15 protein-coding genes and 1 pseudogene are annotated in these 16,791 nt (G+C 35.1%); 7 read left to right on the forward strand and 9 right to left on the reverse strand.

From position 1 onward, the window contains the following. Positions 1 to 7: 7 nt before the first annotated feature. Both EM808_RS16080 and EM808_RS16085 read left to right on the forward strand, forming a co-directional pair. Positions 8 to 1,036, forward strand: coding sequence for a Gfo/Idh/MocA family oxidoreductase (locus EM808_RS16080; RefSeq protein WP_127739235.1), 1,029 nt, complete (start codon positions 8 to 10; stop codon positions 1,034 to 1,036). Then, positions 1,036 to 2,019 carry a Gfo/Idh/MocA family protein gene (locus EM808_RS16085; RefSeq protein ID WP_127739236.1) on the forward strand — a complete coding sequence of 328 codons (984 nt, stop codon included), beginning with the start codon at positions 1,036 to 1,038 and terminating at the stop codon, positions 2,017 to 2,019. The genes EM808_RS16080 and EM808_RS16085 overlap by 1 nt, the downstream gene beginning before the upstream one ends. A 57-nt stretch (positions 2,020 to 2,076) precedes the next feature. Here EM808_RS16085 and EM808_RS16090 read toward each other — a convergent pair whose 3' ends face one another. Together EM808_RS16090 and EM808_RS16095 are read right to left on the reverse strand one after the other, a co-directional pair. After that, positions 2,077 to 2,862, reverse strand: coding sequence for a MurR/RpiR family transcriptional regulator (locus EM808_RS16090; protein WP_127739237.1), 786 nt, complete (start codon positions 2,860 to 2,862; stop codon positions 2,077 to 2,079). Between the two features lie 122 nt (positions 2,863 to 2,984). Further along, positions 2,985 to 3,854 carry a cation diffusion facilitator family transporter gene (locus tag EM808_RS16095; RefSeq protein ID WP_127739238.1) on the reverse strand — a complete coding sequence of 290 codons (870 nt, stop codon included), beginning with the start codon at positions 3,852 to 3,854 and terminating at the stop codon, positions 2,985 to 2,987. Between the two features lie 257 nt (positions 3,855 to 4,111). Here EM808_RS16095 and EM808_RS16100 point away from each other — a divergent pair, with 257 nt between their 5' ends. Further along, positions 4,112 to 4,654 (forward strand): MEDS domain-containing protein, encoded by a 543-nt coding sequence (locus EM808_RS16100; protein WP_235856628.1) that lies wholly within the window; start codon positions 4,112 to 4,114, stop codon positions 4,652 to 4,654. A gap of 230 nt (positions 4,655 to 4,884) precedes the next feature. Here the strand turns inward: EM808_RS16100 and EM808_RS16105 are convergent, their stop codons facing one another. Then, positions 4,885 to 5,352: a hypothetical protein gene (locus EM808_RS16105; protein WP_127739240.1), complete on the reverse strand. Its 468-nt coding sequence runs from the start codon at positions 5,350 to 5,352 to the stop codon at positions 4,885 to 4,887. A gap of 574 nt (positions 5,353 to 5,926) precedes the next feature. Between EM808_RS16105 and EM808_RS16110 the strand changes: the two genes are divergently transcribed. Beyond that, entirely contained in the window at positions 5,927 to 6,688 is a 762-nt protein-coding gene (locus EM808_RS16110) for an SDR family oxidoreductase (protein ID WP_127739241.1), read from the forward strand. A gap of 344 nt (positions 6,689 to 7,032) precedes the next feature. Next, positions 7,033 to 8,562, forward strand: coding sequence for an MDR family MFS transporter (locus tag EM808_RS16115; RefSeq protein WP_127739242.1), 1,530 nt, complete (start codon positions 7,033 to 7,035; stop codon positions 8,560 to 8,562). Between the two features lie 261 nt (positions 8,563 to 8,823). Here EM808_RS16115 and EM808_RS16120 read toward each other — a convergent pair whose 3' ends face one another. The 4 genes and pseudogenes from EM808_RS16120 to EM808_RS16135 form a co-directional block, all read right to left on the reverse strand. Then, a complete protein-coding gene (locus EM808_RS16120) occupies positions 8,824 to 9,249 on the reverse strand; it encodes an SRPBCC family protein (RefSeq protein WP_127739243.1) in 426 nt (141 codons plus the stop codon). A gap of 162 nt (positions 9,250 to 9,411) precedes the next feature. Continuing rightward, positions 9,412 to 9,924: a cysteine hydrolase family protein gene (locus EM808_RS16125; RefSeq protein ID WP_127739402.1), complete on the reverse strand. Its 513-nt coding sequence runs from the start codon at positions 9,922 to 9,924 to the stop codon at positions 9,412 to 9,414. 252 nt (positions 9,925 to 10,176) lie between these two features. Further along, positions 10,177 to 10,544, reverse strand: a pseudogene (locus tag EM808_RS16130) (RidA family protein). Positions 10,545 to 10,669: 125 nt separating this feature from the next. After that, positions 10,670 to 11,164 (reverse strand): GNAT family N-acetyltransferase, encoded by a 495-nt coding sequence (locus EM808_RS16135; RefSeq protein ID WP_127739244.1) that lies wholly within the window; start codon positions 11,162 to 11,164, stop codon positions 10,670 to 10,672. A 263-nt stretch (positions 11,165 to 11,427) separates the two neighbouring features. Between EM808_RS16135 and EM808_RS16140 the strand changes: the two genes are divergently transcribed. After that, complete coding sequence (locus EM808_RS16140) at positions 11,428 to 12,318, forward strand: fructose bisphosphate aldolase (protein WP_127739245.1); 891 nt, start codon at positions 11,428 to 11,430, stop codon at positions 12,316 to 12,318. A 561-nt stretch (positions 12,319 to 12,879) separates the two neighbouring features. Here EM808_RS16140 and EM808_RS16145 read toward each other — a convergent pair. Both EM808_RS16145 and EM808_RS16150 read right to left on the reverse strand, forming a co-directional pair. Next, on the reverse strand, positions 12,880 to 13,302 hold the full coding sequence (locus EM808_RS16145) for a DUF4181 domain-containing protein (protein ID WP_127739246.1): 423 nt from the start codon (positions 13,300 to 13,302) through the stop codon (positions 12,880 to 12,882). Positions 13,303 to 13,886: 584 nt separating this feature from the next. Further along, positions 13,887 to 15,149, reverse strand: coding sequence for a sensor domain-containing protein (locus tag EM808_RS16150; RefSeq protein ID WP_127739247.1), 1,263 nt, complete (start codon positions 15,147 to 15,149; stop codon positions 13,887 to 13,889). A gap of 316 nt (positions 15,150 to 15,465) precedes the next feature. Here EM808_RS16150 and EM808_RS16155 point away from each other — a divergent pair, with 316 nt between their 5' ends. Further along, a complete protein-coding gene (locus EM808_RS16155) occupies positions 15,466 to 16,680 on the forward strand; it encodes an FAD-dependent oxidoreductase (RefSeq protein ID WP_127739248.1) in 1,215 nt (404 codons plus the stop codon). Positions 16,681 to 16,791 lie beyond the last annotated feature (111 nt).

Here is a 16,791-nt window from a genome sequence, read left to right on the forward strand (position 1 = left end):
TTTTCTTATGTTAACAATTGCTTTTATTGGATTTGGGAACGCAGTAGTCAATTACCACTTACCGTATCTTGAAAGGAAAGAAAATATCAGAATAAAAAGCATTTATCGCAGAGAAGAGGATCGCATCGGGGATACAGAAAGAGAAGGCTGGTACCCTTCCATTCAATTCACGACAAATCTACAAGAAGTGCTTGAAGACCCAGAGATTGAACTGGTTGTGATTTGTACACATGTTGACAGTCATACGGAATATGCCAGAAAAGCACTAGAAAATAATAAACACGTATTGGTAGAAAAACCATTTGCAGCAACTGTTGAAGAAGCTAAAGAAATTTTTGATTTTGCAGCATCCAAAGGTTTAATCGCGATGGCAAATCAAAATAGAAGGTTTGATGGCGACTTTTTGACATTAAAAAAAGTAATAGAAAGCGGTGTGCTTGGACAAATTATTGAAATTCAATCACACTATGATTATTTCCGCCCACAATATATAAATAAAGAATTTGGCATGATGCATGGGCTGGCCGTTCATACAATTGATCAGCTCTATTCCCTTTTTGGAAAGCCGAAAAAAATCCACTATGATGTCAGAAGCGTTTACCACCCAGGAGAATCAGATGATTATATCGATATAGATTTCCATTATGGTCAATTAAAAACGACTGTTAAATGTAGCTTGGCTGTAAAAATCAATCATCCGAAATTTGTAGTCCATGGCGATAAAGGCAGCTTTATCAAGTATAGCAGCGGACATCAACAGAAAAATGAGAATGGCCCAACAAAGGTTAGCTTTGAGACAGAGGAAGAAAGTAACTGGGGAACGCTATCCTATGTTGATACAAATGGTGTTGAGCATCAAGAAAAGGTGAAGTCTGAGGTTACAGACTATGGAATTTTATACGAAAAGCTATATCAAAGTATTAAACAAAAAACGGAAAAACCGGTAAAAGACGAGGAAGTTTTAGCGGTTTTACAAATCCTGAATGATGGCGTCAACGCTGCAAAAAATGCTAATTACGAAACGGAGAATTTATAATGAAAATCGGGACTATAGGTACAGGATTTATTGTAGATGCATTTCTTGCTGCAGTAGACTCCACTGACGAGGCTGTATGCACAGCAATGTACAGCCGTAAACAAGAAACAGCAAAAACACTAGCAGACAAGTATGAGATATCTACTATTTATACAAGCTTGGATGAACTGTTTGAAGACAATGAAGTGGAAGTTGTTTATGTTGCTTCACCGAACAGCCTTCACTACTACCATGCAAAACAAGCACTTGAGCATGGCAAGCATGTAATATGTGAAAAACCATTTACTTCTACTGTGAAGGAACTAGATACTTTAATAGCTTTGGCAAAGCAGAAAAATCTTATGCTATTTGAGGCAATAACAACAATACATTTGCCGAACTTCCAATTAGTGAAAGAAAATCTTCATAAATTAGGCCAAATTAAGTTGGTGCAATGTAATTATAGTCAGTTATCAAGCAGATATAATGCATTACTTGCAGGTGAAACACCTAATGTATTTAATCCTGAATTCTCAGGTGGATCTTTAGTGGATATTAATATTTACAATCTTCATTTTGTGATGAATCTTTTCGGTACACCTGACCAAATTAGCTATACTGCCAATAAGCATGCAAATGGCATTGATACCTCTGGAGTATTAGTTCTAAACTATCCTGACTTTATCGCAGAATGTGCTGGTGCCAAAGACACGAACAGTATGAACTTTGCCCTTATTCAAGGTGAAAAAGGTTTCATTCATGTCGAAAATGGCGCAAACGGATGTCGCCGGGTATATCTTCATACAGGTGCGTCAAAGGTGGAATTAAATAGCCAAACAACTACCAATAACCTATACTACGAGCTTGTTGCTTTCCAGGATATATTTAAAAGGAAGGATTATGAACAGTGCTATCAATTGCTTGATTACAGCCATTCTGTTTTAGAGCAGGTTGTCGCAGCTAGGAAGGATGCTGGCATTAAATTTGCGGCTGACTTATCATAATAATTTAAAAACAGTATCATTACATGATGATACTGTTTTTCTATGTATGAAAGACTTTTACTCCTCAGGCTTGTTTTTCAAGGAACTCATATATAACACATCAAAGATAAAAAGCGAAGACATCATTCTATATATTTTTGAAAGCTTAAAATGTTCATCCTTCATATACGTTAATATCGTTTCATTGCATATTTTAGCAAGTAAACTATCACGACTTCCAGTGACTGCTATAACTGTCATATTATTTTTTACTAGCTTCTTTGCGATTTCTATCATCGCTTTATTCCTGCCAGTATGGGAAATAACAAAGGAAACAGTCGTATCGCTATTTGTTAAGTTTGTTAAGTAATGCTCGTTCGCACTATTAAAGGCTACTGCCATAACCCCAACTTCATTCCATTTAGCGCTAGCTTGCTGTGCTACAAAATAATTTAAATCCACTCCGTAAATATCTATCCGTTTTGCTTTCGCAAGGATTTCAACAATATTACCCAAGCTATTTTCATTAATTAACTTTCTTGTTTCAACAAATGATTGCTCATAAATTTCCGGAATGATCTCCAATCCACTTACCATGCTGTTGTTTGGATAACTAATGCTTGCTTGTTTTGTTTGATCCTCTTCTTTGTATTCAAGCGCGAGCTTCAGTTGAAAGTCAGGATAACCCTTTGTTCCTAACTTTTTACATAGCCTTACGATTGTTGATGAACTTGTAAAGGTTAATTTAGCAAGCTCATTTGCAGTTGAATCAAAAACGATGGAAGGATTTTTAAGTATATAATTGACAATATACTGCTCCTGTGAAGTTAAATTGTACATAAATTTCATCTTGTTAATAAGCATTTCTTATTTCCTTCCGCAGCATTTTTTTAATCTACTATTTATTATAGTAGTAAATGATGCTTAGTGCTTACCTCGGCCGTTATTTTTATATAAATCCCTATAACTTTGTCATTGCAACTATATTAATGTGGTTCAATATGAACATGCACTTGATACACGCCATACTTTTGGTTTAAAACAGCTTCTACTTTGTCTGCAATATCATGCGCTTTTTTTACATCTAATGTTGAGTTTACCAGTATTTCAACATCAATAACTTCATTATTCCCATAGCTTCTCCCTTTCATTTCTTTAATCCCTTTTATTCCGTCTATACTGATAATTTCTTGCTTATACTCGTCCAATTTATTTTCATCAAATCCATCTGACAGCTCATGTGAAGCATTTCTGAAAATATCCCATGCTGTCTTGCAAATTAACAGACCGACTATAAGGGCCGTTACACTATCAAGCCAAGGCATATTCAGCTGTGCTCCCAATATTCCTATAGCAGTTCCGATACTTACCCAAGCATCAGAAATATTATCTTTCGCTGCCGACATGACTGCACTGCTCTTAATTTTAAGTGCGAGTGCTTTATTATACCGATAGACACCATACATAATGACAGCAGAAAATGTTCCAACAATAGCTGCAGTTACGTCAGGCGATTCACTATTTCCATTTGATAAAGAGGTAATGGATCCAAATAAAACCTCGATCCCAACAACCATCATGATAAAAGACGCAACCATCGAGGAAATGGCTTCACTCTTCCAATGACCGTATTTATGGTCTTTATCTGCTGGTCTTTGCGAAAGCTTTAAGCCAATTAATACTGCAAGTGAAGCAATTATATCTGTTGTATTATTCAAACCATCTGCTCGTAATGCCGCAGAGTCTGTCAGATAACCAACTGTAACTTTTATAATAGATAAAAAGATGTAAGCAATAATGCTAATAATTGCTCCACGCTCTCCGAGTTTTAAATCCTTGAATTTCTGTTCCTCCATCCTCTCTCTCCCTCCAACACGATAATTACATCATAACAATGGGCAATCGGGTGGGTCTAGAGCAACCTTTTTGATGCAATTTATAAAAGTAAGCTAGCTATAAATATGTTTCCATTAAGCAAAACTCATGAATACTATCAATTTTTATCCCTGCTTTTTTGGTGCAATTTATGAAAGGGTCAAATATATACGAAATATAGCTAAACAATGTTATGCTAGAAGAAATAATAACTAATTTAATAGAATGTGGTGAAATTTTGGAGAAAAACCAGCTTACAGTCATAGATAATCTGAAAAATCTTAACGAAGGACATATAATCTATTTTTTTGAATATATAGATCCATATATTCAAAATGTTATCGACTTTGTTATCTCTGGCCTAGAACAAAATCAATATTCTATCATCATAGAAAATGATCGGATTATTCCGCTTATACAAAAAGGCCTTAAAGATTTATTAAGTGATACACAATTAAATAAAATAAAATTTGTCAATAATTACGACTTTTATTTCGCTAAGGGTAGTTTCCAATGTGCATCCATATTCGATTATCTTCCAAGGTTAATAAAAGGATATTCAAAACAGACATTTTCTGTACGAAGCTGGGCACATGTGGAATGGGGCGATGTACTGGAGGTCCATGAAAATATAACTAATTCAGAAAAAGAAGCTGACGTCATTGTAAAAGAAAATAGACTCCTTTCCGTTTGTGCTTATGATTCGGTTAGAGTAAGTGAGACAACTAAGAATCGTCTTATAACTCACCACAATTTTCTTATTCATGATTACTCAAGCTAAATACGAATCATGAATATGTCACACCTATTTTCCAACTAACTATTAACATTATTTGTAAGCATCAGCAAACAAAGAAAGAAAACCTATCTACATAATTAAAAATGCCTAAATCCTGTTATAACAAGGTTTTATACATTTATTATTTAACGTTATTCATATATGTCTTCCTTTTTTTCATACAAGTCGAAACGATGCAAATCCCTGCCATCTTTTCTTGAATGTTAAATTACTTAAGTTAGTTTTTTTCTGCCTATGTATTCCTTTATACTTTGAAAAGAATACAAAAGAATCTCTCTAAATAAATAAACAAAAAAATACTGTTTCCCCGTAATTCTGACAAGTGAAAAGATACCCATACGTTTTAATAGCGGCAAAACAAAATAAATAAACAGGGAATGTATCATTAGATTTACCAAAATATACAGCGGTAATTTACCATATGTCCACTTTAACACCCAAATGGTAAGAGCAAAGAAAGGTCCCCAAGCCCAAGTATCTTCCCCAGCTACTTTTGGATGGATGCTTTGATAAAAAGCCCACCACCTTCTTTTCTTAGCATAAATATTAGTGCATTTTGTGACTATACTTATAAAAATAGCTGCCGGGAGGAATCGTTTTAAGGCATTTTTGTTGATAAAAAACAAGCTTGACCAACTAATTATAAAGAGAACAATTAAAAAATACCTCGATTTTTTCATAGAAACACCTCCCTGCTTAAGATGCTCCATTTCATAAAGATTTACACAAATGAGGGAAGTTCTTTGAGCACAAAATAATTTAACTTTAATCTTTCTAGTAACTTAAACTGCGGTTTAAGTCGTATTATTATCCTTGCGATAAGGAAAGCTAAAGGTCTGAGGAGTTTTGATGAAGGGTTGTCCAAAAGCGAAGCTGCAGCATAGTTCTTTATTAATGAATCAACGCTACATTATTAGAAAAAAAGGGATTAATCCTATTAATTAAGTATCCATGATGCCAGGCTGATGGGTATTATCTGTGAGTCAAATGTCGTTCCTTGAAACTGTTATTTGTAAAATACACATTTTCCTATATGTAGTATTAAGCAATATTTAAATTGGGTACTAGAAGGAGAAGGAACTACTGAGCTAAGATAAAATACTGAGGAAATACAAGCAATGATAGATGAGAATTCATTGTTGACTGATTCTTTGCAGAGGATTGCTAAAATAGCCGTTATACAAATGCAATATAACAAAATAGGTATAAATTTTTAAATTCACATAAAACCATAATCAGAAATGAGGAACTTATATGAAACTTTCTGGCAATACAATACTTATTACAGGTGGAAGCGCTGGGATTGGATTAGCTTTTGCAGAACGATTTTTAAAGGCTGGCAACAAAGTAATCATTACAGGCAGACGTGAAAATGCCCTTCAAAATGCACAGGAAAAATATCCTGAGCTTATTACATATGTCAGTGATTTAAATAATGAATCTGATCGCTTGTCTCTTTTTAATTGGGTATCAGAGAACCATCCTGAAGTGAATGTATTAGTGAACAATGCTGGAATTCAACAGCGTTTTAATCTGTTAAAAGCAGATGCTAAGACTAACTGGAGATACTTTAATAACGAACTTACTACTAATATTGAAGCACCCTTCCACCTTTGTATGCTGTTTGCCCCATTTTTTGCAGAAAAAGAAAATGCAGCAATCATTAATGTTACATCTGGATTAGCCTTTACGCCATTTGTAATTGCTCCAATTTATTCAGCCACTAAAGCTGCACTTCACTCATTTACAGTGAGTCTGCGCCACCAGCTATCAGATACATCTGTAGAAGTAATTGAAGTTGCTCCACCTGCAGTTAATACTGATTTAGGCGGCGCTGGCTTGCATACACACGGGGAACCATTAGATGAATTCGCAGATGGTATTTTCAAGGGACTGGAAGAAAATAAACTAGAAATTGGCTATGGCACTTCAGTAGAACGCCTACGGATGTCACGAGATAAAGTGGATGAACATGTAGAAAATATGTACAATGCCTTGAAACATACACTTGATTAACTAGTTCTTTAACATATTAGAATAAAAAAGCAAAACTCCTTAATGAGAAGTTTTGTTTTTTTTCAGCCTTTTTTCACCTAATCATCGTCACTTTCCTCGTATTTATTATAAATCTCACATAATGCAGGCTTCACAAAATGTGGCAAGCTCTCACAAATATTTTTATATGTTGAAAATGCATCAAGAAACCATCTCCAGTTACAATACTTGATCTCCTAAGTTGGAAATTTGATTATTCCAAAAACAGTGATTGCTAATTCTTTAGAAATTCTCATCCAAAGTTCACATATAGTTCATAAATAATATATATAATCCGTTTATCAAATGGTGAAAGGGTTAGATGAATGGAAAGTATTACAAAATATCAAGAACCAGTTTTAGCTGATAAAAGCAATAAAATTCTGGTAATGCTTGGGTTAATAATTGGGCTGATTTTTTCTGAGCTAGATGAAACAGTTGTCAATACTGCAATGCCCACAATCATTCGTGATTTAGGTGGATTGGCGATGTATGGATGGGTCGGCGGTGTATATATGTTAACAATGTCTGCATTCATGCCTTTACTAGGAAAATTAGCCGATTTAATGGGTCGCAAAAAAATATATTTAATGAGTATGGCCTTTTTCATTTGTGGGTCGATTGTTTGCGGATTAGCAGATTCTATGACATTGCTCCTTATTGGACGCGGGATTCAAGGTTTAGGAGCTGGTGGCTTGATGCCCCTTGCCATGACCATTTCCAGTGATTTATTTCCAGTTGAACAGCGAGCAAAAGTTCAAGGCTTTATGGGTCCAATCATGTTTATTCCAATGTTATTAGGTCCATTAATGGGCGGATATTTCGTTGATCAAGTAAGCTGGCATTGGATTTTCTTTGTTAATATTCCTGTTGGTATTATCGCAGCACTTTTGCTTGCAAGTGGTTTACGAGAAAAAGCTATCAAAAAACAGGTCGTTATTGATTGGGGCGGCGCATTATTATTAATAGCTACAATCGTTTCCTTGCTAATAACGCCAGTACTAGTTGAAAATAATGGTTATACTTGGGGCTCTCCGCTAATTATAGGTTTGTTATGCCTTGGGGCCATTTTATTTGGGATTTTCCTCTTTGTGGAGAGTAAGGTAAAAGAACCGATTGTTCCTTTGCATTTGTTTAAAAATCGCAATATTCTTGTACTATCTTTAATTGTTTTCACAGTAGGCATTGGTTTAATGGGATCATTCTCTTCCTTCCCATATTTTGCGCAAAATGTGCTGGGATTAACTGCAACTGAGGCTGGCTACTTGACATTGCCAATGATGGTAGGAGCGGTTGCTTCAGCTATGGTTAGTGGATTTCTTATAACAAAATTTCGTTACAGAGAATTATTTGGCATTGCCTTTATCATGCCAATCATCGGATTCTACTTGTTCTCACATATGAGTATTTCTACAACAATTGTCCAAATAATCATCTTCTTTTTCATCACAGGTCTTGGTTTAGGCGTTTTGTTTGGCGGTGATAACCTCATCGTACAAGAGTCTGTTGACAAAGAGAATAAAGGCATTGCGCTTGCGACTGTTCCGTTATTCCAAACAATCGGGGCTACAGTCGGGGTAAGTTTATTTGGTAACTTATTATCATCAACACTGACATCAAAATTACAAAGCTTAGGCGATAAACTTCCCGCAAGTATGGCTGAAAATATGAATAGCTTAGCTGCTGGTGGTGTGCCGGCAGGGTTACCAAAAGGGTTGTTAACACAAATAAACACCTTATTTATTGACTCATTCCAGCATATTTACATGTATTCATTTGTCATTGCGATTATCGCGTTTGTCTTATGTTGGTTTTTGAAAAAAGAAGTGCTATCTACGAAGCCTGAAGAAGAGTAATTGTTGCGGAGCTTAGACTTCATTATTACAACAAATGGTAGTAATAGTATTACTCTAGTAGTAATTAAGTTACTTGGCAAGGTACTTACAAAATGTACAAAAAATGTCTAATCCAGTGCTGCACCCCAAAAGTTAGAGTTAAAATCTAATTTTCGGGGTGTTTTTTATACAAGAAAAAAGGTATTGCCTTTCTTGTGGATGCACTCACTCATAAATATATCCTGTACAAATAAAAAACCTTCCACCAAGGGAAGGTATATATTAAGAACGCTCCGTATAGCTTTTGAAATTATTAAGAAATGCCTGCCAGCCTGCACTTTGTTGCTCATTGGAATTAGTATCCTCTGCTTCGAAGCTTTGAACTACTTTAGTGTGATTATCTTGATTAAGGAAAGAAACAGTAACCTTTCGATCATCTCCAAGTGTATAGGAAATAAATTCGTTTAGCTTAACCTCATCATACACACCGCCGAAATCAAATCCGAAACTACCATCCTTTGCTTCCATTCTCGTAAGGAATTTCCCACCAGCTCTCAAATCATTTTCAGCCCTTGGTGCATGCCAATCCTCAGAAGCAAATGACCAATTTGTTATATGCTCTGGCTTTGTCCAAAACTCCCATACTTTTTCCACTGGTGCATTAACGGTAGTTTCTACCGTAATTATTGCTTTATTTCCTGTTCCCATAATACACACCTCACTAGATTTATTTAATAACTTAAGTATATCACCAATATAAACATCATATTAATAAATTTCCCGACAATGAATTGATATATTTCTATTGCTTAAGCATTTATCTATTCAAAATATAAGACTGAAGTAAATAATAGCATAAGGAACAAAATTCTAGCCTTCATCATCTATTAGTTGTAAGTAGCGATTATTCCAGATATTTTCATAAAAACGTATCGTGTCTTTTGCTGACATAAATGAGTTATTTAATGTGGAGGTTGCTTGTTTATACATAGTATTTTCATATCCTAATCCGTGCGCAAATTTAACGGTTGCATCCATACAGTATTCTGTTTGCGCGCCACAAAATTCAATTTTTTGTACAGACAGTTGGTCTAAAATTGTCTTCAAATTTGTTTTATAAAAAGAGTTTGCATGCGTTTTTCTTACAAAAAGGTCTTGGGCTTGTACATCTAAATTGGCATGAATTGCCCACGCTTCTTCTTCTGGAACTAACTCTTCATCACCGTGCTGAACAAATATAATCGGTTTATTTAAACCTCTATAGACAGCAATTCTATTATTAACCTTTTCAAGGAGAGCTTGTAACTCGTATAAATGCTCTTCACCGCTGTAACAAACACCATTTTGTAAATCAATGACCATTAACACATCTGCACCATTCACCATTAAACTTCACCTCGTTCATTATTATGATTATTATTCTATCACTTGAGGATATTTTGTACACGCCTACTTTTCACACGATCTAGTTAAACCTCTTAATAAATTATAACCGTTTATAGCTATTAATTTTGAAATAAAAAATGCCTTTGCAGAAATAATCTACAAAGGAATTTTACTTCAACATATTTCCTTTAAAACTACAGCTAGAAGCTTAAAATATTTCAGGGTACGACTAATTAATTCCTGACAGGCCTATGCATCCACCTCTACTTTTAGAGCAGGTGCTGCAAGTCCTAACACATACATCATGGTCGTATAAGGAAGGTTCTCTCCCACAGTATCTCCAATTATATTTCTTCTTTTCTCTGCATCAAAGTCACCAACTAAATAGAAGACTAGTTTAGTTAAATCAGAAACAGTTATATTTGCAGCTACGAGTTTTTTTAATATTGTCGAGCGCATTGCAATTGCTCTAATGGATCATCAGGTATATTCCCTTCTATATCCATGCCTATTTGGCCCGACATCATTAACCATTTATCAGGTCCTGTTATTTCGATTTGATGCACATAAGGTGCTACTGGTTTATGTATTGTTTCTGGATTTAGAGATTTTCTCAAGATAGCTCCTCTTTCCCAATAACCAGTCAAAAAAAAAAAACAGCCCTTAAGTCTGTTTTCTTTCCATTGTTTATATATTATCGTTCAAAGCTTTCTTTCTTACTTTCGGGAAGATTCAGCTCTTTTTACCCCTTGCTTCTTTCTTTCACCATGTTATACCAGCGAATTCCTCCGTGTTGGGATGCAGAAAGGCCATGGCTGCTAAATCCAAACCTTTCATAAAAACTAACTAGTTCTTGTTTACATGTTAGCGTAATTCCTTCTCTTTCATTTTCTTCAACAAGCTCCTCCAGCTTACTTATAAGCATCTTTGCGATTCCCAGGTTTCTAGCATGCTTTGATACAGCCAGTCCTAAAACGCTCTGATAGCCTCCACTTTTCGGATTTTCTTTAATTTGTTCGAAAAGATCATCCGTGATATATGGTTGATGAATTATCGGACCATTAATGTATCCCATAATCACTCCTTCAACTTCAGCAACAAGGAAGGTATCTGAGATAAGTTGAATCCTTTCCACAAAAGCTTCCTTCGTGGCAGCCTCTTCTTTTGAAAAACCTTCATTTTCAATTGCTAACAACTGGTTTAAGTCGTTAGCTTGCACATTTCTTAATGAAATCATTACTTAAAAAGACCTCTTCTCTATTATGTTTAATTTCTATCAATTTTTTATATTATATCAATTATTTGAGGCAACAACATACGGTAAACAGAGTTATTTGTTCAAAATAAGTTCAGGTACTTTTTGCATCCTCCTAAAAGGATTTATGCACTAAAAAATGGGTAAATTAAATAAAGAATTGATGCTTGTTCAGACTCTAGTTAGTTAATCTTAAATTAATGCTAGTTTTTGTAGTCATTCTATTTAAACAAGGAGGAATAATCATGAATTTAGAGCAATTAGAAAGAATTCGCACAGGTAAAGGGTTTATAGCTGCTTTGGATCAAAGTGGTGGAAGTACCCCTAAAGCTTTATTACTGTATGGAGTTAAGGAAAACAGCTATGCAAATGAAGAAGAAATGTATGTATTAGTACATGAGATGCGAACTCGTATTATCAAAAGTTCCGCCTTTAACGCTGAATATATTTTAGGCGCCATCTTATTTGAAAACACAATGGACCGGAAAATCGATGGAGAATATACTGCTGATTATCTTTGGAAGCAAAAAGGGATTGTCCCTTTCCTAAAAGTTGATAAGGGATTAGCCGATTTAAGTGATGGAGTTCAACTAATGAAGCCAATGCCAAATCTAAATGATTTACTTAAACGTGCCGTTGATCGAAATATTTTTGGGACAAAAATGCGTTCCTTTATTAAGGAAGCTAATAGGAACGGAATAAAAAAGGTTGTTGATCAACAGTTTGAAGTTGGTAAACAAATCATCGAAATGGGACTAGTTCCAATTATTGAGCCTGAGGTAGATATAAATAGTGAAGATAAAGAAGCCATTGAGAAGATATTAAAGGAAGAGCTCCTTACTAAGCTATCTACTCTTGGAGAAAATGAAAAAGTTATCCTAAAAGTATCCATTCCATCTGTTACCAATTTTTATAGCGACTTACTTGAAGATTCACATGTAATAAGAATTGTTGCATTATCAGGGGGATATTCTCAAATGGATGCAAATCAAAAGCTAGCCTTGAATCAGGGCCTAATCGCTAGTTTCTCTCGTGCCTTAGCAGAAGGATTAACTTTCAGCCAAAGTAATGAGGAATTTGACTCCATGTTAGCTAAGTCAATTAAGGGTATTTATGAGGCATCGGTAAATAAATAAGCGAGGGAAGGGATGAGTAAAACAAAATATAACCTAGCTACACATAATAATATAAAATATTATCTAGCTTTAACAATGGATATTAAAAAGAATATGACTTTAGAATTTGTTCGTTTCATTACGCTCACATACACTCGCATGCCGCGGGGAGTAAGCTGATCCTCCCCGTCTTCGCCTGCGGGGTCTAAAGCGTCCTTTATTCCCCATAGTAGTCGAATGTCCTCCGCTCCACTTCAGTAAAAGTTTTTATTATTTTTTAATACAAAAACCAAACCATAAATCAATCATCGATAATAGCTTGGTTTAAATTAGTCTTACCTATTAATTTCTTAGTATATAGTTTATGTATCCCCAGAAATAAACAATAGTTAGGAAACACCTATCCTTCTTACGTTTCTGGCACTTCTTTAAACAAATCATAAGGTTCGACTTCAGCTCCAATTAGCATTGCTCCAGTTAACACCAATTCAGTTGCTGGTTATTCATTCAATTATTTTTGGAAGTCAAAGCAGTTATCAACTTCTTTCCATCCCCCATCACTTAACAGCTTTTCTTAATAGCCTATAATAATCCCCAAAAATCTGTCTTGAATAAAGTAAAAGCCATTATAATGACAAAAATCAATTGACTAAGTGTTAATTTATAAGCATTGGGGTTTTCGGCATATTTCCTTTCCATAACAGCCCTTACTATTTCAGAAACAAACAGAAACAGGCTCAATATTATCCACGGCTGTAGAATCCAAAAGCTTTTCGTTTCATCCATGTTAATAGGGAATATTAAAAGTAGACAAAATATCGTAATAATCCTTAGTGTCCAATCTATCATTTTATGTTTTTCATTAATGTGGAAATCAGAAAATAACTTTCTCCTATCTGCCTTTAATGTTTTACTCATAATATAATTAAACAAAAATATTATTAATAAAAAACTAACAATTAATAATAGCATTTTCAGTCCAAAAGACAGTCCTAAACCATACATATACACGCCCCCTATATGTTTAATTCTATTGTTGTAATTAATCAAATACGTTACTTTTTATCTCCAAGTCTGTTTTTAGTTATGCTTACGTGTTTCAGGGGGTTTTTTTAACAAGTTTCTAAAATCCGCTCCAAACTTCGGACTATACAGAGCCATGCATAAACCAATCATAAAGATGATAAATCCACTTTGACCACTCGTTATATACGGATACTCTTTCGAATAGTATAGGATCGTTAAAACTGTCATATAAATCCACCCAATTATATTTATCAGCAAGCTTTTTTTAGTCATATCTTCCTTCCTATCTTAAGTAAGTAATTCAGCTATGGCACAAGATTATTAGTACAAAATAATTTCTTTTTTCTCTGCTTGAATACTTGCCACTATTTATTACGCATCAAAATAGAAAAAGTTCCACAATTTAACAAGTTTTATATCCTATTATTTTAAAACAGCTATTTTTCTAATGCCTAAATGTCCATCTTACTTATCTTGATTAGACCAAAACTCGAACTGAAGCAACACAGAAAAAGGAGCTCCCCTATTAAGATAAGATAAGCTCCCATTTTCATTAAATGATTTTATTCTCTTGAAAAATTATTTTTACCGGTTCGTTTTATTTGATACATCGCATTATCTGCTTTTTGTATTAATGCCGCTAAATCGGCCCCATCATCTGGAAAGATACTTATACCTATACTTCCGCTTATCTTCCATGAGATTCCGTCAAATTGAAATGGCTCCTGGAATGTTTCGATAATCCGCTCTGCCCTTTCTTCCACTTCCACATTAGATTGGATATTTTCCAGCATTAATATGAACTCGTCTCCGCCATATCGGCAAACGAAGTCTGCTTCATTCACACCACTTTTTAGGCGATCCGCTGTCATTTTGAGTAATTTATCACCGATTTCATGACCAAGATTATCATTGATTTCCTTAAAATTATCTAAGTCCATAAACAACACTGCAACTTTGTGCTTTGTTTGATTTTCAATCAATTTCGACAATTTATTGATAAGAAATCTCCTGTTTGGCAAATTTGTTAAGGGATCATAATGTGCTTGATAATACACTACCTTTTCAAGCTCTTTTCTTTCTGTTATATCGTGGGCAATCGTAGATAAAAACTCAACATCACCATTTTCAGATTTATGTGCCACAATCATTTGAGAAACTGGGATTTTTGCGCCATCTTCCTTAAGGATTGTTGTTTCCCCCTTCCAATGGCCTTTTTCTATTGCAGTTGGAATACCCACTGTTTTGATTTTATCTGTAATCCATCTTTGTGTTACTTGATCGCCAGTGCTTTCCTCTTGATTAACACCAAGCATTTTACGTGCAGCTGGATTATAATACAAACTGTTTCCGGCAGTGTCTAATGTTGCAATAAAGTCTGGTGAGGCTTCTATAATATCTAAGAGCTGCTGCTGTCTGCGCTCTTGCTGTTTTCTTAAAGTAATGTCTCTATCTATGCCTCTATAGCCAATACATTTTCCATCTGCGTTAATAATGGGAGAACCACTCGTTTCTAATATTACTTCATGACCATCCCGATGAAGATTAATATTTTCTAAGCTTTTAATAGGCAGCTTATTGGCAACATGGTACTCAAAAATTGGCGCAATACGTTTTCCTTCCAAAGGCTCCATCAAATGAAATGGTGTTTTTCCGATAACCTCTTCTGGAGAATATCCTAATATATCCTTAATTTGAGGACTAGCATACGTATATATACCATTTTCATCTACTTCCCATATCCAATCACTGACATGCTCTACTAACAACCGGAATCTTTCTTCGTTTGTCCGAGTTTGGTCTTTATCGTTCATGTGCTCTTCCATGTTCCACCATCCAAAAATTCAAATTAACAGAATAATTATAACAAACATTAGGAATCCTGGTCTTCTGTAAATATATTCCTAATAACTAGTACTTTTATATTGTTATTTCATCCTACTATTTACTCATATATAATTCAACACATAAGCATTATACAATCATCATCCAAAAAATGTAAAATTAATTCCTTATATACGACCATTTCTACCTGCTAATCATCCCTTCATTCTGTTAACAAATATGTTGGTGTTATAATGTTTCGGTGATTTCGCATATGATAAACAGTTGAAAAGTCTAGTTCATGATGGAGGGTTGTGTATGAGAGTTGGTATAATTGGTGCTGGTATTGGTGGACTAACATTGGCTCAAGCGCTAATTGCACAAAATATCGAAGTTATCGTGTTTGATCGCGACCTATCTGCTGAAGAAACCGGTGGCTACCGCCTGCATTTAAGTGAAGATGCTTTAGCATCCATTCGCGAAGATCTTCCTGAAAATATCGAAAAATTACTGAAACTAAGTGGTACTGGTCCTGAATCATTCCAACAATTTTCGATATTAAATCATCATGGAAAAACAAAGCTTAGCTTTCGTCAAACAGATGAGGAAGACCTTCTTATGATTGGAAGAATTCCTTTACGAAAAATATTAGCAATAGACTTGGAAAAGGTAATTCGTTGGGATACACAATTCACTCATTACAAAGAAGAGGAATCTGGCATTACCCTTCATTTTTCCAATGCCCAAAGTGAAAAGGTTGATATTTTAGTAGGTGCAGACGGTGTGCATTCAGCAGTAGCCAAACAACTCCTTGGTCGCTCAACAGCAAAATATGCAGGAGTGATGGGGATTGCCGGTAGAGCCTTGCTAACTCCCCAGCTAGGATCAACTATTAACAAGGATTTTTTTAAAGGACCTGGTTTCGCTGTTGGTCCAAAAGGTATTGGCATGTTTATAACGGTTCATGCTCCAAAAACAAATAATGAATTAATAGCAGGCATGGATGTCTTGGAGGACCCATATATTGTCTGGTCTGTGGCAGCAACAGATAAAACGCTTCGTAAAAGCTTCAGAAATTTAACCTCTGATCAGCTTGAAAAAGAAGCATACCAGCTAATAAGACACTGGGACGAGAGCTTTCTAGAGCTTATCAATAACTCTGAAAAAGGCAGGACAGCTGCTTTTCCATTTTGGTATCCTAGCAATCTTACCCGGTGGAAGCACAGTAAAATAACACTAATAGGAGATGCTATTCATCCTATGCCGCCAACTAGCGGGCTTGGTGCAAGCACTTCCATACTGGACGCAGTTAACTTGGCAGAAAAGCTGGTGAAGCATGACGATTCGTCCTATGCATTACAAGCATATCAAGCTGACATGCTGAAATATGCACCAAAGGCTGTGGCAGAAGCTCGTCCACCATTATTTTGGCAACGTCGTTTTAAAAACAATTTCATACGAAGATTTGCCATGAGCGTATTGCTTCCTTGTGTAAGTGTTGTATTAAAAATTAAAGATTCTATTAAAAAGTAAGAACTTGCAAATCGTTATTTTTTCAAAATTAAACTGTTATGTCACATGAGTTTTCATACTTTGAATAGAAAGCAAAATGGCGAATGCTCTCATTGAACACTCACCATACTT

Origin of the sequence: Niallia taxi (assembly GCF_004005475.1) — a bacterium.
In the GTDB taxonomy this organism is placed as follows: domain Bacteria; phylum Bacillota; class Bacilli; order Bacillales; family Cytobacillaceae; genus Niallia; species Niallia taxi.